24 protein-coding genes are annotated in these 21,341 nt (G+C 74.2%); 18 read left to right on the top strand and 6 right to left on the bottom strand.

Going from position 1 to position 21,341, the window contains the following annotated elements; genetic code table 11:
- Positions 1-97: 97 nt before the first annotated feature.
- The 12 genes from hisD (at position 98) to hisF (ending at position 8,187) form a co-directional block, all read left to right on the top strand.
- Positions 98-1,423: a histidinol dehydrogenase gene (gene hisD / locus ACQP26_RS21580; RefSeq protein WP_281577191.1), complete on the top strand. Its 1,326-nt coding sequence runs from the start codon at positions 98-100 to the stop codon at positions 1,421-1,423.
- Positions 1,420-2,493, top strand: coding sequence for a histidinol-phosphate transaminase (locus ACQP26_RS21575; RefSeq protein ID WP_433493843.1), 1,074 nt, complete (start codon positions 1,420-1,422; stop codon positions 2,491-2,493). Before hisD ends, ACQP26_RS21575 begins: the two co-directional genes overlap by 4 nt.
- The gene (gene hisB, locus ACQP26_RS21570) at positions 2,490-3,101 is read left to right on the top strand and encodes an imidazoleglycerol-phosphate dehydratase HisB (protein ID WP_030500263.1); all 612 of its coding nucleotides are present in this window, start codon (positions 2,490-2,492) and stop codon (positions 3,099-3,101) included. Before ACQP26_RS21575 ends, hisB begins: the two co-directional genes overlap by 4 nt.
- Complete coding sequence (locus ACQP26_RS21565) at positions 3,101-3,268, top strand: hypothetical protein (RefSeq protein ID WP_013287581.1); 168 nt, start codon at positions 3,101-3,103, stop codon at positions 3,266-3,268. The genes hisB and ACQP26_RS21565 overlap by 1 nt, the downstream gene beginning before the upstream one ends.
- Complete coding sequence (gene hisH, locus ACQP26_RS21560; protein WP_433493842.1) at positions 3,268-3,888, top strand: imidazole glycerol phosphate synthase subunit HisH; 621 nt, start codon at positions 3,268-3,270, stop codon at positions 3,886-3,888. The genes ACQP26_RS21565 and hisH overlap by 1 nt, the downstream gene beginning before the upstream one ends.
- A gap of 19 nt (positions 3,889-3,907) precedes the next feature.
- Positions 3,908-4,228, top strand: coding sequence for a hypothetical protein (locus tag ACQP26_RS21555; RefSeq protein WP_269704913.1), 321 nt, complete (start codon positions 3,908-3,910; stop codon positions 4,226-4,228).
- A 19-nt stretch (positions 4,229-4,247) separates the two neighbouring features.
- Positions 4,248-4,976, top strand: a complete 729-nt coding sequence (gene priA / locus ACQP26_RS21550; RefSeq protein ID WP_269704914.1) for a bifunctional 1-(5-phosphoribosyl)-5-((5-phosphoribosylamino)methylideneamino)imidazole-4-carboxamide isomerase/phosphoribosylanthranilate isomerase PriA — start codon at positions 4,248-4,250, stop codon at positions 4,974-4,976.
- A complete protein-coding gene (locus ACQP26_RS21545; RefSeq protein WP_433493841.1) occupies positions 4,973-5,389 on the top strand; it encodes a RidA family protein in 417 nt (138 codons plus the stop codon). Before priA ends, ACQP26_RS21545 begins: the two co-directional genes overlap by 4 nt.
- A gap of 82 nt (positions 5,390-5,471) precedes the next feature.
- Positions 5,472-5,918 carry a MarR family winged helix-turn-helix transcriptional regulator gene (locus ACQP26_RS21540; protein WP_433493840.1) on the top strand — a complete coding sequence of 149 codons (447 nt, stop codon included), beginning with the start codon at positions 5,472-5,474 and terminating at the stop codon, positions 5,916-5,918.
- A gap of 1 nt (position 5,919) precedes the next feature.
- Positions 5,920-6,345: an organic hydroperoxide resistance protein gene (locus tag ACQP26_RS21535; protein WP_269704917.1), complete on the top strand. Its 426-nt coding sequence runs from the start codon at positions 5,920-5,922 to the stop codon at positions 6,343-6,345.
- Positions 6,342-7,334: an NADP-dependent oxidoreductase gene (locus ACQP26_RS21530; RefSeq protein WP_433493839.1), complete on the top strand. Its 993-nt coding sequence runs from the start codon at positions 6,342-6,344 to the stop codon at positions 7,332-7,334. Before ACQP26_RS21535 ends, ACQP26_RS21530 begins: the two co-directional genes overlap by 4 nt.
- Positions 7,335-7,419: 85 nt before the next feature.
- Complete coding sequence (hisF, locus tag ACQP26_RS21525; protein ID WP_433493838.1) at positions 7,420-8,187, top strand: imidazole glycerol phosphate synthase subunit HisF; 768 nt, start codon at positions 7,420-7,422, stop codon at positions 8,185-8,187.
- A gap of 16 nt (positions 8,188-8,203) precedes the next feature.
- On the opposite strand, the gene ACQP26_RS21520 is transcribed toward hisF, so the two are convergent.
- A complete protein-coding gene (locus ACQP26_RS21520; protein ID WP_269704919.1) occupies positions 8,204-8,665 on the bottom strand; it encodes a hypothetical protein in 462 nt (153 codons plus the stop codon).
- A gap of 116 nt (positions 8,666-8,781) precedes the next feature.
- On the bottom strand, positions 8,782-9,417 hold the full coding sequence (locus ACQP26_RS21515) for a YczE/YyaS/YitT family protein (protein WP_433493837.1): 636 nt from the start codon (positions 9,415-9,417) through the stop codon (positions 8,782-8,784).
- Positions 9,418-9,476: 59 nt separating this feature from the next.
- On the opposite strand from ACQP26_RS21515, the gene ACQP26_RS21510 reads away from it, so the two are divergent.
- The 3 genes from ACQP26_RS21510 to ACQP26_RS21500 all read left to right on the top strand — a co-directional run bounded on the left by ACQP26_RS21510 (position 9,477) and on the right by ACQP26_RS21500 (position 12,306).
- Positions 9,477-10,928, top strand: a complete 1,452-nt coding sequence (locus ACQP26_RS21510; RefSeq protein WP_433493836.1) for a PLP-dependent aminotransferase family protein — start codon at positions 9,477-9,479, stop codon at positions 10,926-10,928.
- Positions 10,929-11,000: 72 nt separating this feature from the next.
- Positions 11,001-11,876, top strand: coding sequence for a low temperature requirement protein A (locus ACQP26_RS21505; RefSeq protein WP_433493835.1), 876 nt, complete (start codon positions 11,001-11,003; stop codon positions 11,874-11,876).
- Between the two features lie 19 nt (positions 11,877-11,895).
- On the top strand, positions 11,896-12,306 hold the full coding sequence (locus ACQP26_RS21500) for a low temperature requirement protein A (RefSeq protein WP_433493834.1): 411 nt from the start codon (positions 11,896-11,898) through the stop codon (positions 12,304-12,306).
- Between the two features lie 71 nt (positions 12,307-12,377).
- On the opposite strand, the gene ACQP26_RS21495 is transcribed toward ACQP26_RS21500, so the two are convergent.
- The 3 genes from ACQP26_RS21495 to ACQP26_RS21485 form a co-directional block, all read right to left on the bottom strand.
- Positions 12,378-14,204: an AMP-dependent synthetase/ligase gene (locus ACQP26_RS21495; RefSeq protein ID WP_433493833.1), complete on the bottom strand. Its 1,827-nt coding sequence runs from the start codon at positions 14,202-14,204 to the stop codon at positions 12,378-12,380.
- Positions 14,205-14,342: 138 nt separating this feature from the next.
- Complete coding sequence (locus ACQP26_RS21490) at positions 14,343-15,293, bottom strand: terpene synthase family protein (protein WP_281577200.1); 951 nt, start codon at positions 15,291-15,293, stop codon at positions 14,343-14,345.
- A gap of 128 nt (positions 15,294-15,421) precedes the next feature.
- A complete protein-coding gene (locus ACQP26_RS21485; RefSeq protein ID WP_281577201.1) occupies positions 15,422-16,051 on the bottom strand; it encodes a TIGR03085 family metal-binding protein in 630 nt (209 codons plus the stop codon).
- 217 nt (positions 16,052-16,268) lie between these two features.
- Here ACQP26_RS21485 and ACQP26_RS21480 point away from each other — a divergent pair, with 217 nt between their 5' ends.
- Entirely contained in the window at positions 16,269-18,119 is a 1,851-nt protein-coding gene (locus ACQP26_RS21480) for an ABC transporter ATP-binding protein (protein ID WP_269704926.1), read from the top strand.
- On the top strand, positions 18,116-19,891 hold the full coding sequence (locus ACQP26_RS21475) for an ABC transporter ATP-binding protein (RefSeq protein WP_269704927.1): 1,776 nt from the start codon (positions 18,116-18,118) through the stop codon (positions 19,889-19,891). Before ACQP26_RS21480 ends, ACQP26_RS21475 begins: the two co-directional genes overlap by 4 nt.
- 41 nt (positions 19,892-19,932) lie before the next feature.
- Here ACQP26_RS21475 and rpsD read toward each other — a convergent pair whose 3' ends face one another.
- Entirely contained in the window at positions 19,933-20,541 is a 609-nt protein-coding gene (rpsD, locus tag ACQP26_RS21470) for a 30S ribosomal protein S4 (protein ID WP_269704928.1), read from the bottom strand.
- Positions 20,542-20,608: 67 nt separating this feature from the next.
- Here rpsD and ACQP26_RS21465 point away from each other — a divergent pair, with 67 nt between their 5' ends.
- The gene (locus ACQP26_RS21465) at positions 20,609-21,340 is read left to right on the top strand and encodes a DUF2470 domain-containing protein (protein ID WP_433493832.1); all 732 of its coding nucleotides are present in this window, start codon (positions 20,609-20,611) and stop codon (positions 21,338-21,340) included.
- The last annotated feature ends 1 nt before the right edge of the window (position 21,341 follow it).

The following is a 21,341-nucleotide window of genomic DNA, read 5'->3' as shown; positions in this document are numbered from 1 at the left end:
TATCGCCAACGCGCCCACCCGCGCGTGTCCCGGCTCACCGTCCCGGCGTGCGGGCGGGCCCGGCCGGTGACACCGGCGGCGGCCTAGACTCGCAGGCGTGCTGAATCGGATCGACCTGCGCGGCGGTGTCCGTGACCCGCGCCGCCTGCTGCCCCGTGCCCAGCTCGACGTCTCCGTGGCGGTCGAGCGGATCCGCCCGCTCGTGGAGGCGGTCCGGGACCATGGGTACCCGGCGATCCGGGAGGCGAGCGAACGGTTCGACGGCGTCTCCCCGGAGCGGCTGCGGGTGCCGGTCGAGACGATCCGCGCCGCCGAGGGCGAGCTGGACCCGCAGGTCCGCGCCGCGCTGCTGGAGTCGATCACCCGGGCCCGCAAGGTCCACGACGACCAGCGCCGCACCGACCACACCACGACCGTGGTGCCCGGCGGCACGGTGACCGAGCGGTGGGTGCCGGTCGACCGGGTCGGCCTCTACGTCCCCGGCGGCCTGGCCATGTACCCGTCGACCGTCGTGATGAACGTGGTGCCGGCCCAGGCGGCCGGGGTGCGCTCCCTGGTGGTGGTGAGCCCGCCGCAGAAGGACAACGACGGCCTGCCCGACCGCCGGGTCCTCGCGGCCTGCGCGCTGCTCGGCGTGGACGAGGTGTACGCCGTCGGCGGCGCCCAGGCGGTCGCCATGCTCGCGTACGGCGCCACCGTCGACCCGGCCGGGGACGAGCGCTGCGAGCCGGTCGACATGATCACCGGTCCGGGCAACATCTGGGTCACCGCCGCGAAGCGGCTGCTGCGCGGCGTGGTCGGCATCGACGCCGAGGCCGGCCCGACCGAGATCGCGATCCTGGCCGACGACACCGCCGACCCGGCGCACGTGGCCGCCGACCTGATCAGCCAGGCCGAGCACGACCCGCTGGCCGCGAGCGTGCTGGTCACCCCGTCCACCGCGCTGGCCGACGCGGTCGACGCCGAGCTGGCCCGGCAGGCGCCGGCGGCCAAGCACGCCGAGCGGATCGGCACGGCGCTGCGCGGCGAGCAGAGCGGCGTGGTCCTGGTCGACGACCTGGAGGCGGGCCTGCGGGTGGTCGACGCGTACGCGGCCGAGCACCTGGAGATCCAGACCGAGAACGCCCGCGAGTGGGCGCTGCGGGTACGCAACGCCGGTGCGATCTTCGTGGGCGCCTGGTCGCCGGTGTCGCTCGGCGACTACTGCGCCGGCTCCAACCACGTGCTGCCCACCGGCGGCTGCGCCCGGCACTCCTCCGGCCTGTCCGTGCAGTCGTTCCTGCGCGGCGTCCACCTGATCGAATACACGCAGGACGCGCTGCGCGACGTGGCCCCGCACGTGGTCACGCTGGCGACCGTGGAGGACCTGCCCGCGCACGGCCAGGCGGTCAGCGTCCGGTTCCCCGACGGCGGCGCGTCGTGACCACGCTCGACGACCTGCCGATCCGCGACGACCTGCGCGGGCGCACGCCGTACGGGGCGCCGCAGCTCGACGTGCCGGTGCGGCTGAACACCAACGAGAACTCCTACCCGGTGCCCGAGCCGGTGGTGGAGGCGATCGGCAAGGCGGTCGCCGCCGAGCTGCGCGACCTCAACCGCTACCCGGACCGGGACGCGGTGGCGCTGCGCGCCGACCTCGCCGCCTACCTGGGACACGGGCTCACCGCCGACCACGTGTGGGCGGCGAACGGCTCCAACGAGATCCAGCAGCAGCTGCTCCAGGCGTTCGCCGGTCCCGGGCGTACCGCGCTCGGCTTCACCCCGGCGTACTCGATGCACCCGCTGCTGGCGCTCGGCACCGGCACCCGGTGGGTGCCCGCCCGGCGCGGCGCGGACTTCGGTCTCACCGCCGGCGAGGCGGTGGCCCAGGTCCGCGAGCACCGGCCGGACGTGGTGTTCCTCTGCTCGCCGAACAACCCGACCGGCACCGCGCTCGACCCGGCGGTGGTCGCCGCCGTGCTGGACGAGGCGCCCGGCATGGTGATCGTCGACGAGGCGTACGCCGAGTTCGCCCGGCCCGGCACGGTGAGCGCGCTCGCCGTGCTGCCCGGCCACCCGCGGCTGGTGGTGACCCGCACCATGAGCAAGGCGTTCGGGTTCGCCGGCGGCCGGCTCGGCTACCTGGCCGCCGACCCGGCGGTGGTGGACGCGGTGCAGCTGGTCCGGCTGCCGTACCACCTGTCCGCGCTCACCCAGGCCGCCGCCCGCGCGGCGCTGGCGCACCGGGACGCCCTGCTCGGCACCGTGGCCGCGATCATGGAGCAGCGGGACCGGATCGTCGCCGAGCTGCGCGCCCGGGGCCACCGGGTGGCCGACAGCGACGCCAACTTCGTGCTGTTCGCCGTCGAGGGGGACCAGGCGGTGGCCTGGCGTACCCTGCTCGATGCCGGCGTGCTGGTGCGCGACGTCGGCCTGCCCGGCTGGCTGCGCGTCACCGCCGGAACCCCGACCGAGACCGACGCCTTCCTCACCGCGATGGAGACAGTTTCATGAGCCGGATCGCCCGGATCGAGCGGGTCACAAACGAGACGAAGGTGCTCGTCGAGATCGACCTCGACGGCACCGGCAAGGCCGACATCGAGACCGGCGTCGGCTTCTACGACCACATGCTCAACCAGATCGCCCGGCACGGCGGCTTCGACCTGACCGTGCACACCGTCGGCGACCTGGAGATCGACGCGCACCACACGATGGAGGACACCGCGCTCGCGCTGGGCGCCGCGTTCGACCGGGCGCTGGGCGACAAGGCCGGCATCCGGCGGTACGGCTCGGCCACCGTCCCGATGGACGAGGTGCTGGTCCGCGCCGCCGTCGACCTGTCCGGCCGCCCGTACGTGGTGCACGACGAGCCGGCGCTGGCCCCGTACATCGGGCCGGTCTACCCGACGAGCATGACCCGGCACATCTGGGAGTCGTTCGGTCAGTCGGCCCGGATCACGCTGCACGTGGACGTGCTGCGCGCGGCCCGTCCCGGCGGCCACCCGGACGCCCACCACGTGGTCGAGGCGCAGTTCAAGGCCGTCTCCCGCGCGCTGCGCGAGGCCACCGCGCTGGATCCGCGTAACGCGGGTGTGGTGCCTTCCACGAAGGGTGCTCTCTGATGAAGGTGCTGCCCACCCTTCTGTTGATCCTGGCCGGCCTGCTGGTCGGCGGGACGTGGTCGCTGCTCAAGCAGGGCGCTCCCCGCGCCGCCGTGGTGATCACCGGCTTGCTGGCCGTGCTGGCCACCGTCGCCGGGGTGCTCTGGCTGCTGCCGGGGGAGAGCTGATGGCACGGGTGGTGGTGCTCGACTACGGCTCGGGCAACCTGCGTTCGGCCGAGCGCGCGGTGGAGCGGGCCGGCGCCGACGTGACAGTCACCGACGACCTGGACGCCGCCGCGTCGGCCGACGGCCTGGTGGTGCCGGGCGTCGGCGCGTTCGCCGCGTGCATGGCCGGGATCGAGGCGCTGGGCGCCGGGCCGGTCATCGCCGACCGGGTCGCGGCCGGGCGGCCGGTGCTGGGCATCTGCGTCGGCATGCAGATCCTCTTCGGGCACGGCGAGGAGCACGGCGTGGTCACCAAGGGGCTGGGGCTGCTGCCCGGCGGCGTGACCCGGCTGCCCGCGCGGCGGCTGCCGCACATGGGCTGGAACACCGTGCGCCCGCCGGCCGGCTCGGCGCTGTTCGCCGGGCTGCCGGACGGCACCCGGTTCTACTTCGTCCACTCCTACGGGGTCACCGACCCGGTGGCGCTGGCCGAGGCGGGCGCCACGGTGACCACGACGCACCACGGCGCGGACTTCGTGGCGGCGGTGGAGCGGGGGCCGCTGTCGGCCGCGCAGTTCCACCCGGAGAAGTCGGCCGACGCCGGGGCCGCGCTGCTGCGCAACTGGCTCGGCACGCTGTGACCGGCCCGCGGGCGTCCGCGTGAGCAAGGAGCGGGCCCGCCGCCGCGCGGAGCGCGAGGCCGAGCAGGAGCGGGCGCGCGCCGCCCGGGCCCGCCGGGTGGCGCGCCGGGAGCGGCGTCGTTCTCTGGTACGCCGGCTGACGCCGTCGCCGCGGCGCGGCCGTACCGGCCGGTTGCACCGGCACACCCGCCGGGAGCGGGCGACGATCCTGGTGCTCACCGCGGTGGCGGTGGTCGCCATCTGGAATCTGGTCGACGACCTCGCGCTGCGGCTGGTGCTGGTCGTGTTGTTGTTGCTGGTCCTGCCCGCGGTCGTGGTGATCGCGCTGGACCGTCGCTGAGGATCCGAGGAGAGAAGCGTTGAGCCTCACCCTGTTGCCTGCCGTGGACGTCGCCGACGGCCAGGCCGTCCGGCTCGTGCAGGGCGCCGCCGGTAGCGAGACCACGTACGGCGACCCGCTGGACGCGGCGCTGGCCTGGCAGTCCGACGGCGCGGAGTGGATCCACCTGGTCGACCTGGACGCCGCGTTCGGGCGGGGCTCCAACGCCGCGCTGCTCGCCGAGGTGGTCGGCAAGCTGGACGTGAAGGTGGAACTGTCCGGCGGCATCCGCGACGACGAGTCGCTGCGGGCGGCGCTGGGCACCGGGGCGGCCCGGGTCAACATCGGCACCGCCGCGCTGGAGGATCCGCAGTGGTGCGACCGGATCTGCGGCGAGTACGGCGACCGGGTGGCGATCGGGCTGGACGTGCGCGGCCGTACCCTGTCGGCGCGGGGCTGGACCCGCGACGGCGGTGACCTGTACGAGGTGCTGGCCCGGCTCGACGCCGCCGGCGCGGCGCGGTACGTGGTCACCGACATCACCAAGGACGGCACCATGCGCGGTCCCAACCTGGACCTGCTGCGTGAGGTGTGCGCCCGCACCGACGCCCCGGTGATCGCCTCCGGCGGTGTGTCCACGCTGGACGACCTGCGGGCGCTCGCCACGCTGGAGCCGATCGGCGTGGAGGGCGTGATCGCCGGCAAGGCGCTCTACGCGGGCGCGTTCACCGTCGCCGAGGCGCTGGCGACGCTGCGGGCCGGCGCGTGACGGCGGAGCCGCCCGCCGACGCCGCGGTGGTGACCCGGCTCGGCTCGGGCGGCCCGTGGGAGGCGCTGTACGGCTACTCGCGGGTGGTCCGGGCCGGTTCGCTGGCGATCACCGCCGGCTGCACCTCCACTGTGGACGGCCGGGTGGCGCACGCGGGGGACGCGGCGGCGCAGACCGCGCAGGCGATCCGGATCGGCCTGGACGCGCTGGCGGAGGTCGGCGCCGGGCCGGGGGACGTGGTGCGGACCCGGATGTACGTGACCGACCGGATCTTCGCCGACGAGGTGGGGCGGGCACACAACGCGGTCTTCGGCCCGGTGCGTCCGGTCGCCACGATGGTGGTGGTGGCTGGGCTGATCGACCCGGATCTCCTGGTCGAGGTCGAGCTGGAGGCGTACCTGCCGGAGCGCTGACCGGTGCCCGGGTGACCGGCGCCGTCCCGCTCCGCGCCCCGACAAGTTGTGCACAACTTAATTGCACGCTACGGTTCAACACGTGACCGATGATCTGGTACTGCGCCGGCAGGTGTGCTTCGCGCTCTACGCGGCGTCGCGCGCCCTGACCGACGTCTACCGGCCCATCCTCGACGAGCACGGCCTGACCTACCCGCAGTACCTGGTGCTGCTGGTGCTCTGGGAGCGCGGCGACGACGCCCCCACGGTCTCCGAGCTCGGCGCCGCGCTCCGGCTCGACTCCGGCACGCTCTCCCCGCTGCTCAAGCGGCTGGAGGCGGCCGGTCTGGTGGTGCGTACCCGCTCGGCCGCCGACGAGCGCCGGGTCGAGGTGGGCCTCACCGGCCAGGGCCGGGATCTGCGGGAGCGGATGGGTGACGTGCCACGGCGGGTGGCCACCGCCACCGGGCTCACCGAGGCCGAACTGGTCTTCCTCCACGGCATCCTCACCCGGGTCACCGAGACGATCCACCGACAGAAGGAGCAGTGACATGCAGGTGCTCTACACCGCCTCCGCCCGCGCCACCGGCGACGGCCGCGACGGTCACGTCCGGACCTCCGACGGCACGGTCGAGCTGGACCTCGCCGTCCCGAAGGAGATGGGCGGCGCCGGGGGCGCGGCCAACCCGGAGCAGCTCTTCGCGGCCGGCTACGCGGCCTGCTTCCACTCCGCGCTGCGCGTGGTGGCCCGCCACGCCAAGGCGGACGTCTCCGGCTCCGTCGTCGAGGCCGAGGTGGGCATCGGCCCGAACGGCAGCGGCGGCTACGGCCTGGCCGTGACGCTCGTGGTGGACCTGCCCGCTGTCGAGCGCGCCGCCGCCGAGCAGCTCGTCGACGCCGCCCACCAGGTGTGCCCCTACTCCAACGCGACCCGTGGCAACGTCGAGGTGACGCGCACGGTCCGCGAGGCGCGATGAACCGGGAGATCCATCTGGCGTCCCGGCCGCAGGGCTGGCCGACCGCGGAGAACTTCCGGCTGGTCACCACCGAGGTGCCGAAGCCGGGCCCGGGGCAGGTAGTGGTCCGCAACCGGTTCATGTCCGTCGACCCGTACATGCGCGGGCGGATGAACGACGTCAAGTCGTACGTGCCGCCCTTCGCGCTCGACGCCCCGCTCGACGGGGGCGCGATCGGTGAGGTGGTGGCCGGCGAGGCCGGGGGCGTCAAGCCCGGCGACACCGTGCTGCACGGGCTCGGCTGGCGCGAGTACGCGCTGGTGGACGCCAAGGGCGCGCGCAAGGTCGACCCCGATCTGGCGCCGGTCACCGCGTACCTGGGCGTGCTCGGCATGACCGGGCTGACCGCGTACGCCGGGCTGCTGGACGTGGCGGCGATGAGGCCGGGGGAGACGGTGTTCGTCTCCGGCGCGGCCGGCGCGGTCGGCAGCATGGTGGGCCAGATCGCGAAGCTGCGCGGCGCCGGCCGGGTGATCGGCAGCGCCGGTTCCGCCGCGAAGGTGGAACGGCTCACCGCGCTGGGCTTCGACGCCGCCTTCGACTACCACGACGGCCCGGTGTCCAAGCAGCTGCGGGCCGCCGCCCCGGACGGTGTCGACGTGTACTTCGACAACGTCGGCGGCGACCACCTGGAGGCCGCGATCGGGGCGATGAACCCACACGGCCGGGCCGCGATCTGCGGCATGATCGCGCAGTACAACGCCACCGAGCCGCCCGCCGCGCCGCGCAACCTGGCGCTGGTGATCGGCAAGCGGCTGACGCTGCGCGGGTTCCTCGTGAGTGACCACGGTCACCTGCGGGAGCAGTTCGTGCAGGAGGTGGCGGGCTGGCTGCGCGAGGGCCGGCTGTCGTACGACGAGACGATCGTCGACGGCATCGAGCAGGCCCCCGAGGCGTTCCTCGGCCTGCTGCGCGGCGAGAACCTCGGCAAGATGCTGGTCCGTCTCTGACCGGCGCGAACCACTCCACCCCGGGCGGTGGTGACCGGCCTCACCGGCGGGACACCACCGCCCGCGCGTTCGTTAGGCTCGGGGCATGACGGTGGCGGTACGGGTCATCCCGTGTCTGGACGTGGACGCCGGGCGCGTGGTCAAGGGGGTCAACTTCCTCGACCTGCGCGACGCCGGCGACCCGGTGGAGCTGGCGGCGGCGTACGACCGGGCCGGCGCGGACGAGCTGACCTTCCTCGACGTCACCGCCTCGTCGAGCGACCGGGGCACCATGCTCGACGTGGTGCGGCGCACCGCCGAGTCGGTCTTCATCCCGCTCACCGTGGGCGGCGGCGTCCGCCGGGTCGCCGACGTCGACACGCTGCTGCGCGCCGGTGCGGACAAGGTCGGCGTGAACACCGCCGCCATCGCCCGGCCGGAGCTGATCGCCGAGATCGCCGACCGGTTCGGCCGGCAGGTGCTGGTGCTCTCGCTCGACGTGCGCCGCGCCCCGGACGGCACGACGGGCAGCGGCTTCGAGGTGACCACTCACGGCGGCCGCCGGGGCACCGGCCTGGACGCGGTCGAGTGGGCGGCGCGCGGCGCCGAACTGGGCGCGGGCGAGATCCTGCTCAACTCGATGGACGCCGACGGCACCAAGGCCGGGTTCGACCTGCCGCTGATCCAGGCGGTCCGCGAGGTGGTCGACGTGCCGGTGATCGCCAGCGGGGGCGCGGGCGCTGTGGCCCACTTCCCGCCGGCCGTCGGCGCCGGGGCGGACGCGGTGCTCGCGGCGAGCGTCTTCCACTTCGGCGAACTCACCGTCGGCGAGGTCAAGGACGCGCTGCGCGGCGCCGGGCACCCGGTGCGCTGAGGCGGCCCGCCGGCTCTCAGGGCCGCCCGGAGTGCCCCTCGGGGGAGCGGCGCGGCATCGGGATCGACCGGACCACGTACTCCTGCACGGCGGCGGCGTGGTCGTCCTCGGCGAGCTGCCACTCGGACTCGGCGGGCGGGTGCCGCCGGGTCAGCACGCCCTGCACCGTGTCGACCGTGGTGCCGAGCCCGGCGCTGGGCCGGGTGCGCCAGAGCCGCTCACCGTCCGGGGTGACCCGGAACCAGCCGTCGGCGACGCTGACCAGGCCCGCGCCGACCAGCCGCCGGACCGCCCCCTCCACCTCGTGCCGCTCCGGGATGGCCTGGTTGAGGTGGTCGGCGGTGGAGAGGACGTCGGCCAGCCGTACGCCTTCGGGGCGGCGTGTCGCGGCGGCCCGCCGGTGCCGGCCGGCGCCACTGGCGATGACAAGCGCGACGAAGATCCAGGCGTCGCTCCAACGCCATCCGTTCTCCCCCATGCAGGAATGATGCCCGGCCGCGACGGCGGAGGAAACACCTGGTTTCCCGGTTCTGCGTCGTCGCAGCTCAGCGCGTTGCGGATCGTCCCGGGCCGTGGCGGTCGGCCCGCCCGAGGTCACGTAGCGTAAGCGCCGGTCGCCGGCCGCCCGGGCAGCGCGAAGACCGGGATGAAGAACTGGGCCAGCGGGCCGATGGTCAGCGCGTAGGCCACCGTGCCGAGGCCGACGGTGCCGCCGAGCAGCCAGCCGAGCGCCAGCACGGCGACCTCGATGGCGGTGCGGACCAGCCGGACCGAGAACCGGGGTTGGCGGGCGACGAACCCGGTCATCAGGCCGTCGCGCGGGCCGGGGCCGAGCCCGGCGCCGAGGTAGAGGCCGGTGGCGGCGCCGTTGGCGACGATCCCGGCGACGAGCAGGGTGACGCGCGCCGGCATGCCCTCCCCGGGCGGCAGCACCGCCAGGGTGGCGTCGACGACCAGTCCGATCACCACGACGTTGCTGACGGTGCCGAGGCCGGGGCGCTGGCGCAGCGGGATCCAGAGCAGCAGCACGAGGGCGCCGACGGCGATGGTGACGGTGCCGAAGGACAGGCCGGTCTGCCGGGCGAGCCCCTGGTGGAACACGTCCCACGGGTCCAGCCCCAGCTCCGACCGGATCATCAGTGCCATGCTCACGCCGTAGAGGACCAGCCCGGCATAGAGCTGGGTGAGTCGTCGCGCGGGCCGGTGCCGGAGATTGCCAAGCTGTGCCATGCATGCCACCCTAGGGGCCAATCGCAGAGCCCAAGGGTGCCAATTCCGGAGGTGTGGCCATGACCAGCCAGGTGCGCGGCGTCCAATTGGCGCGGCTCCTCGGTCAGTGGCATGCCCTGCCGGGCCGTCGCCGCAGCCCCGACTACGCCGCGCTCGCCGGCGCCGTCCGGGGGTTGCTCGCCGACGGGCGGCTCCCCCTGGGGGTACGCCTGCCGGCCGAGCGGGAGCTGGCCGAGGCGCTGCGGATCAGCCGGACCACCGTCACCGCCGCGTACCGGGAACTGCGGGAGAGCGGCCACCTGGCCAGCCGCCGGGGCGCGGGCAGCTGGACCATGCTGCCCGGCGGGCACAAGGTCGCCAGCACCGGCCTGTGGACGCCGCTGGACGACCGCGACATGATCGACCTCGGCGTGGCCGCGCTGTCCGCGCCGCCGCAGCTCGTCCCGGCCGCCCGGACCGCGGCCGAGGACCTGCCCCGCTACCTCGGCGGCGCCGGCTACCACCCGACCGGCATCATCGAGCTGCGCGAGGCGGTGGCCCGCGGGTACACCGAACGCGGTTTGCCCACCAGCCCGGAGCAGATCATGGTCACCAGCGGCACCCAGCACGCGCTGGACCTGGTGCTGCGGCTGGCGCTGTCACCGGGCGGCGGGGTGCTGGTGGAGTCGCCCACCTACCCCAACGCGCTCGCCGCGCTGTCCGCCCGCCGGGCCCGGATCGCCACCCACGGTCTGTCCGACGAGGGCTGGGACGCGGAACTGCTGCTCGGCAGCCTCCGGCAGACCCGGCCGAAGCTCGCGTACGTGATCCCCGAGTTCCAGAACCCGACCGGCCACCTGATGGCGGCCGACCTGCGTGAGCGGCTGGTCGGCACGGCCCACGCGGCCGGCACCGACCTGGTGGTCGACGAGTCCTTCGTCGACCTGCCGCTGGACGACACCGCGATGCCGCCGCCGGTGGCGGTCTTCGACAGGCACTCCCGGGTGATCAGCATCGGCGGCATGAGCAAGCCCTACTGGGGCGGGCTGCGAATCGGCTGGGTCCGCGCCTCCGCACCCCAGGTGCAGCGGCTCGCAGCGGCCCGGGTCGGGGTGGACATGGCCAGCCCGGTGCTCGACCAGCTCGTCGCCGTGCACCTGCTCACCGAGGCGCCGGCCATCGTGGCCGCCCGCCGGGCCCAGCTCGTCGCCCAGCGGGACGCCCTGGTCGCGTCGCTCGCCGACCGGCTGCCCGACTGGCGGGTACGGGTGCCCGGCGGCGGCGTCACGCTCTGGGCCGAGCTGGACGGGCCGATCTCCAGCGCGCTGGCCCGGGCGGCCGAGGAGGTCGGCGTACGGCTGGCGCCCGGACCGCGGTTCGGCCTGGACGGGACGTTGGAGCGCTTCCTGCGGCTGCCCTTCACGCTGCCCGCCGAGGAACTGGTGGAGGCGGTGGGCCGGCTCGCCGCGGTGCGCTACGACCTGGACCGCACCAGCCGCCCGCAGTGGCGCGAGCCCAGCGTCATCGCCTGACCGCCCGCCCGATCCGGTGGTGGTGGCGCCGAACGGCGGCTACGGGGCAGGCGGTGCCCGCAGACTGCCGGGGTGGGGAACGGGAGCGAGCCGCGGCGGTCGTGGATCATACGGGCCGGCGCACCGGGCTCCCGCACCACCCGGCTGGAGCTCTTCTACGACCTGGTCTTCGTCTTCGCGTTCCTGAGCGTCACCACGCTCACCGCGTCGGAGCTCACGCCGGTCAACCTCTACCGCTTCCTGCTGGTGCTGGCGTTGCTATGGTGGTCGTGGACCGGCTTCGCCCGCCTCGGCAACGCGTTCCGCGCCGACCACGGTGTGCTGCCGCTGGTCGGCTTCATCACCATGGCAGCGACGTTCCTGCTGGTGCTCGGCGAGCCCGACGCGTTCGAGAACAATCCCGGCGGGCTGCCCGGCCCGCTGGTCTTCGCCGGCTGCTACTTCGTGATCCGGATGGCCCAGCTCGCGGTCTTCGGCTGGGTGGACCGATCCGATCCGGTCCGGCGCCGCCGGCTCCTGATGCGGGCCGCGTTCCCGACCACCGCCACCGTGCTGCTCGTTGTCGCCGGCACCGTGCCGTCGCGCCTGCCGCAGGAGCGGTTCGCGATTCCGCTGCAACTGTCGCTCTGGACGCTGGCGTTGCTCGTCGAGTACGTGGGCGGCGTGACGCTGGCCCGCCAGTGGTGGATGGTGCTCTCGGCCGGGCACTGGGCGGAACGGCACGCGCTGATCGTGCTCGTCGCGCTCGGCGAGTCGATCATCGCGCTCGGATTCGGCAAGCACGGGCTGCCGCTGACCGGCCCGGTGGCGGTGTCGGCGTTGCTCGGCATCGTGGTCGTGGCGGCCCTGTGGTGGGCGTACTTCGACACGCTCTCCTTCGCGCTGGAACAAGCCCTGCACAAGGCCCGGGACGAAGAAGCCCGGATCCGGATAACCCGGGACGTGTAACACGTTCCTGCACCTGGCGATGGTCGCCGGGATCGTCCTGTTCGCGCTCGGCCTCAAGGACCTGCTGGTCGAGGCCGCCGACAGGAGCACGCCCGACTGGGGGCCGCCACTCGGCAACTTCTGGGGTGTGGTCATGTACGGCGGGGTCGCGCTGTACCTGCTCGGCCTCGCCGGGTGCTGGTGGCTCGTGCTGCGCGAGGTGCGCCGGCCGCTGCTGCTCACGGTGGTGGCGCTGGCTGTGGTCGGCCCGATCGCGTTCCAAATCGCGGAGTTGATGGCGCTCGCCGTGCTCGCGATCATCACCGGCACCGGTGTCGCCTGGGAGACGGGCCGCGAGAACGGTTATCGGCGCCGGGTACGCCAGCTCGCGCTGGAGGAGCAGATCGCCGCCGAGGCCGATCAGAGCCGCTGGCGGCAGCAGCACCTCTGAGCGGCGCCGACGCGAACGGCCGTGCCCCGGGACGGTGGGGCACGGCCGGCGCTACCGACTGGCGGTGCGGGCTACAGCTCGGCGAGCGTGCCCTCGTACATCTTGTCGATCTCGGAGGCGAAGTTCGTCTCCACGCTGCGACGCTTGATCTTCAGCGACGGCGTGACCTCGCCGTCCTCGATGGTGAGGTCACGGGGGAGGATCGCCACCTTCTTGATCGTCTCCCAGCGGTTGAGCTTGGAGTTCAGCTCGGCCACGTACCCCTCGACCATCTGCCGCGCCTGCGGCGAGGTGACGATCGTGGTGTAGTCGCTGCCCTCCAACGGGGTGCCGGCGGCCCAGCCCTTGATCGCGTCCGGGTCCAGCGTGACGAGCATGGTGCAGTAGTTGCGCGCCTGCCCGATCACCACCGCCTGCGAGGTGTACGGGCACACCGCCTTGAACATGCCCTCGATGTGCGACGGCGCGACGTACTTGCCGCCGGACGTCTTGACCAGGTCCTTCTTCCGGTCGGTGATGCGCAGGTAGCCCTCGTCGTCGAGGGTGCCGATGTCGCCGGTGCGGAAGAAGCCGTCCTCGGTGAACGCGGCGGCGGTCTCCTCCGGCAGGTTGTGGTAGCCGCGCATGACCGGCTTGCCGCGCAGCAGGACCTCGCCGTCGGTGTCGATCCGGCACTCCAGGTCGCCCATGGCCCGGCCCACGCTGCCGATCTTCAGCCCGTCGGGCGGGTTCACGAACGCGCCCGCGCTGGTCTCGGTCAGCCCGTAGCCCTCGGAGATAGGCAGGTTGGCGGCGGCGAAGAAGGTGGCGATCTCCTTGCTCAGCGGCGCCGCGCCGGAGACCAGCACCCGCATCCGGCCGCCGAGCCGCGCCTGGAGCTTGCTGAACACCAGCTTCTCGGCGAGCGCGTACTTCATCCGCAGCCCGGCCGGGACCGGCTTGCCGGCCTGCTCCAGCGCGACCTTCTCCTTGCCGACCCCGACGCCCCAGGCGAAGATCTTGGCCTTGGCGCCGCCCGCGCCCTGCGCGGTGGTGACCGCCTTGTTGTAGACCTTCTCGAAGACCCGGGGCGCGCCGCACATGAGCGTCGGCTGCACCACGCCGAGCAGGTCGACGAGCTTGTCCACCCGGCCGTCCACGTACGTGGGCAGGCCGACGTGGGTGGCGCCGCAGAGCAGCGTCTTGCCGAACGAGTGCGACAGCGGCAGCCAGAGGTACTGCAGGTCGTCGACGCGCAGCAGGCCCAGGTCGGCCTGCGCCACGCCCTCCCAGCACCAGCCGCCGTGCAGCAGCTCCACGCCCTTCGGGCGGCCGGTGGTGCCCGAGGTGTAGATGAGCGTGGCCAGGTGGTCCGGGCCGATGCCGGCGACGAGCATGTCGATCAGGTTCGGCTCGGCGCTCAGCGCGGCCGCGCCGCGCTCCTCCAACTCGGCCAGGGTGAGCTGCGGTACGGCCGCCGCGGGGTCGGGCGTGCCGTCGAAGAGCACCACGTGGGTCAGTGCGGGCAGGTCCGCGCCGGCGATCTTCGCCGCCTGGGCCGGGTTCTCCGCGAACAGCACCTTCGAGCCGGAGTCGGCGATGATGTAGACCGCGTCGTCGGGCTCGGTGGTGGGGTAGACGGTGGTGGTGGCCCCACCGGCGCACATGATGCCGAAGTCGGCGAGCACCCAGTCCAGGCGCGTGTTGGCCAGGATCGCCACGGGGTTCTCCAGGCCGACACCGAGCCCGTGCAACCCGGCGGCGATCGCCTTGGCGCGCTGCCCGACCTGCTCCCACGTCAGCCAGACCGGGCCCGAGTCGTCGGGTGCGGGGTGGGCGAAGGCGTGCCGGTCGGGGGAGTCCGCCACGCGCTTGAGGAACATGTCCGGTACGGAACGGTACGGTACATCGAGAGCCATCGCTGTAGCCGCCTTCAGGGGTGGAGGGACGTGACGGGGGTCACGCCGGTCTGCGGTTACCGAAGGGTATTGCCTGCACCCGGCCAGCGGCTAGCCCCGATCGGCCGAGTCGCCACCGGTCCCGCCTGCCGGAACGGTTCAGGCGTACCGGCTGGCCGCCCGGGACCAGTCGTAGGTGGCCCGGATCCAGTCCCGGCGGGTGTCCAGGAAGGCCCGCATTCCCTCGTCCGCGACGGCGCTCAGCGCCGCGTCCCGCTCGGCGTACGCGGCGAGGGCCGAGTTGAACCGGTCCGCCGCCGCGTGCAGCGCCGCCGACTCGTCCTGCCCGGTCTCGCCCGCGATGGTGGTGACCAGGTTGTGCGCCTCCGGGGCGGCGCCCCGCTCCTTGCCGTACGAGAACAGGTCGTTGCACCAGCAGATCAGGTCCGTGGCGAGAGCGTCCAGCGCGGTGAGCGCCGGCGCGACGCGCTGGTCGGCGTTGGGCGCGGACGGGCGGGCCAGGTCGGTCACCGTGAAACTCGGGCGGACGCCGCCGGTGTGGCGGCGCATCTGGGTGTACTCGGCCACCCCCGGCACCCGCAGCCGCTCCCGGTTGGCGGCCTCCCAGAGCAGCGCCAGCAGGTACTCCCGCAACTGGCTGACCAGACGCAGCAGGTAGGCCGGCCGGCCCCGGCCGCGGGCCCGCCGGCACAGGTCGTGCAGCGCGAAGGCGATCGGCCCGCCGTCGGCGGGCGCCGGCGCCTCCGGGTCGCCGTGCCGGTCGAGCACCGCCAGCAGGGCGGCCAGCGTGGGTGCCAGCAGCGTCGGCGCCGCGCCCAGCCCGTCGTCGTCGCAGGCGTCGTCCACCACGAACAGCCAGTTGATCAGGTCGGTGAGCAGGCGCAGGCCGGACGGCGACGCCTCGGGGCAGGCCCGTGCGGCCAGGTCGGCGGCGTGCGCGCCGGCCAGGCGCCGGCGCCCGGCCTGATCCGTCACCAGACCGAAGTCTCGTACCCAGGCGGCGCTCTCCGCAGCCGCCAGGTCGACAGCGGCGTGACGCCGGGAGGGAAAGGGCGGTTCGTGCAGTGCCGAGAGGGCGAAGTCGCGCATCGTCGTCCCCTGTCCGCCGCCCCGCGGGGTCGGGCCGGTGCGCAGGAGCGTACGGGAGGACGTAACCGTTATCGAAGTCCGGCCGTCCACTTTCCACAGTGCGAACGTGACCGGCTACGCACCCTCGGTCACAGTCCCAGCTCGGCGGTGCGCAGACGCTCGGCGCGGTCGGCCGGGCCGTCCACCTGGACCCGGGCCACCCGCTGCCGTCCGGTGAGGAACAGCACCAGCTCGCCCGGCGCGCCGACCAGCCGCAGCCGTTCGCCGCCGGCGCCGGCCCGCAGTTCGCCGTACCCCGGCGCCTGCACCAGCACCTCGGCCGGGAACCGCCGCAGCGCCATCCGGGCCAGCAGGGACACCCGCTTCCACAGCACCGCCTGCTGCCGGGCGGGCAGGTCACGCGGGTGCCAGCCCGGCCGGGCACGCCGGACGTCCTCGTGGTGGATGAAGAACTCCATCCCGTTCGCCAGCTCGTCGGTGAGCGGGTTGCTCACCGGGCTCCACACCGGGGGACGGCGTACCCGGGCGATCAGGTCGGCGTACGGCCCGGCGGCGATCCGCCTGCGGACCGACTCGCCGTAGCCGCGCAGCGGGGGCAGCAGGATCCCGCCCGCCGCGTCCGGCCGGCGCTCCCGCACCAGCAGGTGTGCCGCCAGGTCACGGGTGCTCCACCCCTCGTTCACAGTCGGTGCGTCCGGTCCCAGTTCCAACATCAGGTCGGCGAGCGCCTCGCGCTCCGCTCGGGCGTACCGCGGCATGACCCGATCGTAGGCCCGTCCCGGCCGATCGGCGCGCCACGCCCGGCGGGATCGCGCCGCCGGACCCCTCTCGGCCGCCCCCGGGCCAGGTCCGGCGGGAACGTGACGGCGGACATATCCGGGCCGGGTCGGCGGGACCGGCGGAGAGCGGTAAGGATGGGGGGGAAAACTGCGGCTTACGGCGGGGGAGAGCGTGGCGAGCGGGACAAGTCGGGACGTGCTCGGCAGGGGGCTACGGGTGCTCGGCCGGGCCATCCGGGAGCAGCCACGGATCTTCGCGGTCGCGGTCAGCGGCAGCGTGCTGTTCGGCCTCCTGGTGATCGCCAGCGCGTACGTGGTCGGCGCGGTGGTCGGCGACGTGGTCGTGCCGGCGGTGGAGCGCGGCGAGGTGGCGAGCGGGGCACTGGCGCTCGCCGCGGCGGCGCTGTTCGGCATCAGCGTGCTGCGGGTGGTCGGCATCTTCGGTCGCCGGCTCGGCGCCGGCTACATGCAGTACCGGCTCCAGGCCGCCTACCGCCGCCGGGTCACCCGCCGCTACCTGGAACTGCCGCTGGCCTGGCACCACCGCAACTCCACCGGCACGCTGCTGTCGAACGCCAACTCCGACGTGGAGGCGGCCTGGTACCCGATCGCGCCGCTGCCGTTCGCGGTCGGCACGCTGGTGATGCTGGTCGGCGCGGTGGCGTCGCTGTTCTTCACCGACTGGGCGCTGGCCCTGGTCGGCCTCGCGGTGTTCCCCGCGCTGTTCGCGCTCAACGTGGTCTACTCCCGCCGGATGGCGCCCCGGCAGGCCCGGGCGCAGCGGCTGCGCGCCGAGGTCAGCGGCATCGCGCACGAGAGCTTCGACGGCGCGCTGGTGGTCAAGACGATGGGCCGCGAGGCCCAGGAGACGGCCCGCTTCGCCGCCCGAGCCGGTGAGCTGCGCGACGCGCTGATCTCGGTCGGCCGGCTGCGCGGCGTGTTCGACCCGATGCTGGAGACGCTGCCCAGCCTCGGCACGCTCGCCGTGCTGGTGGTCGGCGCGATCCGGCTGCGGCAGGGCGCGATCAGCGTGACCGAGCTGGTCAGCGTCGCGTTCCTGTTCACCGTGCTGGCCTTCCCGGTACGCGCGATCGGCTGGGTGCTGGCCGAGCTGCCGCGCAGCGTCGCCGGGTGGGACCGCGTCCGCCGGGTGCTCGACGCCACCGGCGAGATGCCGTACGGCACGACGACGCTCGACCCGGCCACCCGGGAGCCGGCCACGCTCGCCTTCGACGACGTGCACTTCGCGTACGAGCCGGCCGAGGCGCACCTGCCCGGCGCCCAGGTGCTCGGCGAGGTGACGTTCACCGTGCCGGCCGGGAAGACGGTCGCCCTGGTCGGCCCCACCGGCGCGGGCAAGTCGACGATCGCGTCGCTCGCCGTACGCCTGGTCGACCCGGGCGCCGGGCGGGTCACCCTGGACGGCGTGGACGTGCGGGACCTGACCGCCGCCTCGCTCGCCGGCACCGTGGCGCTGGTGGCGCAGGTGCCGTTCGTCTTCGACGACACGGTCCGGGCCAACATCGCGCTCGACCGCGCCGGCATCGGCGACGACGAGGTGTGGGCGGCGCTGCGGCTGGCCGAGGCGGACGGCTTCGTGGCCGCGCTGCCGGACGGACTCGACACCATGGTCGGCGAGCGGGGCACGTCGCTGTCCGGCGGGCAGCGTCAGCGGCTGACGCTGGCCCGGGCGCTCGCCGGGCGGCCCCGGCTGCTGGTGCTCGACGACGCCACCAGCGCTGTCGACCCGCGCGTCGAGGCGGCCATCCTGGCCGGGCTGCGCGCGCCCGCCGACGGCGGCGCCCCGGCATCGATCCTGGTGGTGGCGTACCGCCGGGCCACCATCGCGCTCGCCGACGAGGTGATCTACGTGGAGCAGGGCCGGGTGGTCGCCCGCGGCACCCACACCGAGCTGCTGGCCACCGTGCCCGGCTACGCCGACCTGGTCACCGCGTACGAGCAGGCCGAGCAGGAACGCGAGCAGAAGCAGACGTACGACGAGGTCACGCCGTTGCCCTCGGGCCTGGAGATCGAGGTGGACCGGTGAGCAGTGTCGCCAATGAGGAGCGGGCCGAGACCACCTGGCAGACGCTGCGGCGCGGCCTGGCGCTCTCCCCGGAGCTGCGCACCGGCCTCGCCGGCACGATCGCGCTGGCGCTTGTCTACATGGTCGGCCGGGTCGCCGTGCCGGTGGCGGTGCAGCGCGGCATCGACCACGGCATCGTCGGCGGGCTCGACCTGAACGTCATCTCGCTCACCGTGGCCATCACCGCCGGGGTGCTGGTGGTCACCACCGCCTGCGGGTACCTGATGATGCGCCGGCTGTTCACCGTCAGCGAGACCGCGCTGGCCGGGGTGCGAACCCGGGCGTTCCGGCACGTGCACGACCTGTCCATGCTGCACCAGCAGTCCGAGCGGCGCGGCTCGCTGGTCTCCCGGGTCACCAGCGACGTCGACCAGATCACCCAGTTCCTCCAGTGGGGCGGCGTGATCCTGATCGTCAACCTGGGCCAGCTGCTGGTGACCACAGCGGTGATGCTCGCGTACTCCTGGCAGTTGACGCTCGTGGTGCTCGTCGCGTTCGCGCCCGCGGTGCTGGTGATCCGGCAGTTGCAGCGCCGCCTCGCCGGGGCCTACGGCCTGGTGCGGCAGCGCACCGGCACGCTGCTCGGCGCGATCGGCGAGAGCGTGGTGGGCGCGCCGGTGATCCGGGCGTACGGCATCGCCGGGCGCACCGCGCGGCGGCTGGACACGGCCATCGACGGGCAGCGGGTGGCCCAGCAGCGGGCGATCCGGATCAGCATCATGGGCAGCTCGGTGGGGGAGCTGGCGGCCGGGCTGGCGCTGGCCGGCGTGGTGGTGGTCGGGGTCAGCCTGGGCGTCGGCGGCACGCTGTCGATCGGCCAGCTCACCGCGTTCCTGTTCCTGGTCACGCTGTTCATCCAGCCGGTGCAGATCGCCACCGAGGTGCTCAACGAGGCGCAGAACGCGATCGCCGGCTGGCGCCGGGTGCTGGACGTGCTGGACGTCTCCCCGGACGTGGCCGACCCCGGCGAGCAGGGCCGGGAGCTGCCGCCGGGGCCGCTGGACGCCCGGTTCGCCGGGGTGACGTTCGCCTATCCGGGCGGACCGCCGGTGCTGCACGACGTGACGCTGGACATCCCGGCCAAGAGCCGGGTGGCGGTGGTGGGCGAGACCGGCAGCGGCAAGACCACGTTCGCCAAGCTGCTCACCCGGCTGATGGACCCGACCGAGGGCGCGGTGCTGCTCTCCGGGGTCGACCTGCGGCAGGTACGTTTCGACTCGCTGCGCTCCCGGGTGGTCATGGTGCCGCAGGACGGCTTCCTGTTCGACGCCACGGTCGGGGAGAACGTCCGCTTCGCCCGCCCCGACCTGACCGACGAGCGGCTGACCGCCGCCTTCGCCGAGCTGGGCCTCTCCGACTGGCTGGACGGGCTGCCGTCCGGGCTGGACACGCCGGTCGGTGAGCGGGGGGAGGCGCTCAGCGTCGGCGAGCGGCAGCTCGTGGCGCTGGCCCGGGCGTACGTCGCGGACCCGGACCTGCTGGTGCTGGACGAGGCGACGAGCGCCGTCGACCCGGCCACCGAGGTCCGCCTGCAACGGACCCTGGACGCGGTGACCCGGGGCCGGACCACGCTGGCCATCGCGCACCGGCTGTCCACCGCGCAGGCGGCGGACGAGGTGATCGTGGTGGACCGGGGCCGGATCGTGCAGCGCGGCCCGCACGAGGAACTGGTCCGCGACACCGACTCGGTCTACGCGCTGCTGTACGCCTCCTGGCTGGAGCAGACCCGCTGATCTTGGCGGGTCCGCCAGGGCTGGAGCAGACCCGCTGACCGTCAGCGGGAGTAGAACTCCACCACCAGCTGCTCGTCGCACACCACCGGCACCTCGTGCCGGGCCGGTTCGCGTACCAGCGTGGCGCGCAGCTCGGCCGGCTGCACCGACAGGTACGGCCGGGGCTGCGCGTCGGCGTGCGCGCCGGCGGCGGCGAGCTGGAACGGCGGCAGCGCGCGGCTGCGCTCGCGTACCCCGACCACCTGGCCGGGCCGCAGCCGGTACGACGGCCGGTCGACCTTGCGCCCGTCGACGGTGATGTGGCCGTGCCCGACGAGCTGGCGGGCCTGGTAGATGCTGCGCGCCAGCCCGGCCCGCAGCACCACCGCGTCGAGGCGCCGTTCCAGGAGCGCGACGAGCGTGTCGCCGGTCCTGCCGGCGGCCCGGGCGGCCTCGTCGAACAGCCGGCGCAGCTGGGCCTCGCTGACGTTGTACTGGTGGCGCAGCCGCTGCTTCTCCAGCAGCCGCACCTGGTAGTCGGAGGTGGTGCGGCGGGACCGGCCGTGCACGCCCGGCGGGTAGGGGCGCCGCTCGAAGTACCGCACGCACTTGCGGGTCAGCGGGATGCCGAGGGCGCGGGAGAGCCGTGCCTTGGGCCGGGGGTGGTTCACGTCGACGTCTCCGATCGTCTAGCCTGTTTCTTAGGTAAGCCTAACCTAGCTAAAGGAGGTCGGGATCATGCGGCCCAGCCCGGCGGAGATCGTGCGAACCCTGGTCGCGGGCCGGTTGCCCGCCCTCGTCCACCTGGCCCGGCACCCCGGCCCGCACCAGGCCCGGCACGCCGTCGACGCCGACGGGCGGGTGCTGCTGCTCGTACCCGTGGTCAGTGACCTCGCCGCGGCGCTCGTGCCGCCGGCGGGCGACGCCGACGTGGCCACGGTGCTCGACGTGCTCGACCTGCCGCCCGCGGCCGGGGCGCCCTCACTCGGCCGGGCCTGGGTGTCCGGCTGGGCGACGCGGCTGGACGGCGACGCGGCGCGCGACGCGGCTGTCGACTTCGCCGCCATCGACCCGGTCGGCGACCTGCTCGACGTGGGCAGCCGGTTCCACCTGCACCGTTTCGAGGTGGCCGAGGCCCGCTGGGAACGCGCCGGGCGGGTACGCCGGATCGACCCCGAGGCGTTCGCGGAGGCCGAACCGGACCCGCTGCACCCGGTCGAGGCCGGTCTGCTGGCCGACCTGGCCGACCACCACGCCGAGCAGGTCGGCGACTACCTGCGGCGGCGGCTGGACCTGCCCGGCGACCAGGTGCCGCGGGTGGTCCGGATCGACAGGTACGGCCTGCTGGTCGCGCACGGGCGGCCCGGCGCGACCCGGCGGGCCCGGCTCGCCTTCCCCCGGCCGGTCGCCGACGTGGCGGAGCTGTCCCGCCTGCTGCACCCGATGCTCTGCCCCCGGGCGGCGGCCTGAG

It is taken from the genome of Micromonospora sp. CA-248089 (assembly GCF_050948515.1).
In the GTDB taxonomy this organism is placed as follows: Bacteria; Actinomycetota; Actinomycetes; order Mycobacteriales; family Micromonosporaceae; genus Micromonospora.
This window is presented reverse-complemented; position numbering and strand designations above follow the sequence as displayed.

Bases quoted from the DNA above. Each gene is read 5' to 3' on its own strand.
- ACQP26_RS21495 (WP_433493833.1), bottom strand. From the start codon at position 14,204: ATGGCTCTCGATGTACCGTACCGTTCCGTACCGGACATGTTCCTCAAG.
- ACQP26_RS21465 (WP_433493832.1), top strand. From the start codon at position 20,609: ATGCGGCCCAGCCCGGCGGAGATCGTGCGAACCCTGGTCGCGGGCCGG.
- ACQP26_RS21490 (WP_281577200.1), bottom strand. From the start codon at position 15,293: ATGCGCGACTTCGCCCTCTCGGCACTGCACGAACCGCCCTTTCCCTCC.
- ACQP26_RS21520 (WP_269704919.1), bottom strand. From the start codon at position 8,665: ATGGGGGAGAACGGATGGCGTTGGAGCGACGCCTGGATCTTCGTCGCG.
- ACQP26_RS21515 (WP_433493837.1), bottom strand. From the start codon at position 9,417: ATGGCACAGCTTGGCAATCTCCGGCACCGGCCCGCGCGACGACTCACC.
- ACQP26_RS21565 (WP_013287581.1), top strand. From the start codon at position 3,101: ATGAAGGTGCTGCCCACCCTTCTGTTGATCCTGGCCGGCCTGCTGGTC.
- ACQP26_RS21535 (WP_269704917.1), top strand. From the start codon at position 5,920: ATGCAGGTGCTCTACACCGCCTCCGCCCGCGCCACCGGCGACGGCCGC.
- ACQP26_RS21500 (WP_433493834.1), top strand. From the start codon at position 11,896: ATGGTCGCCGGGATCGTCCTGTTCGCGCTCGGCCTCAAGGACCTGCTG.
- ACQP26_RS21485 (WP_281577201.1), bottom strand. From the start codon at position 16,051: ATGCCGCGGTACGCCCGAGCGGAGCGCGAGGCGCTCGCCGACCTGATG.
- hisH (WP_433493842.1), top strand. From the start codon at position 3,268: ATGGCACGGGTGGTGGTGCTCGACTACGGCTCGGGCAACCTGCGTTCG.
- ACQP26_RS21530 (WP_433493839.1), top strand. From the start codon at position 6,342: ATGAACCGGGAGATCCATCTGGCGTCCCGGCCGCAGGGCTGGCCGACC.
- ACQP26_RS21510 (WP_433493836.1), top strand. From the start codon at position 9,477: ATGACCAGCCAGGTGCGCGGCGTCCAATTGGCGCGGCTCCTCGGTCAG.
- hisF (WP_433493838.1), top strand. From the start codon at position 7,420: ATGACGGTGGCGGTACGGGTCATCCCGTGTCTGGACGTGGACGCCGGG.
- hisB (WP_030500263.1), top strand. From the start codon at position 2,490: ATGAGCCGGATCGCCCGGATCGAGCGGGTCACAAACGAGACGAAGGTG.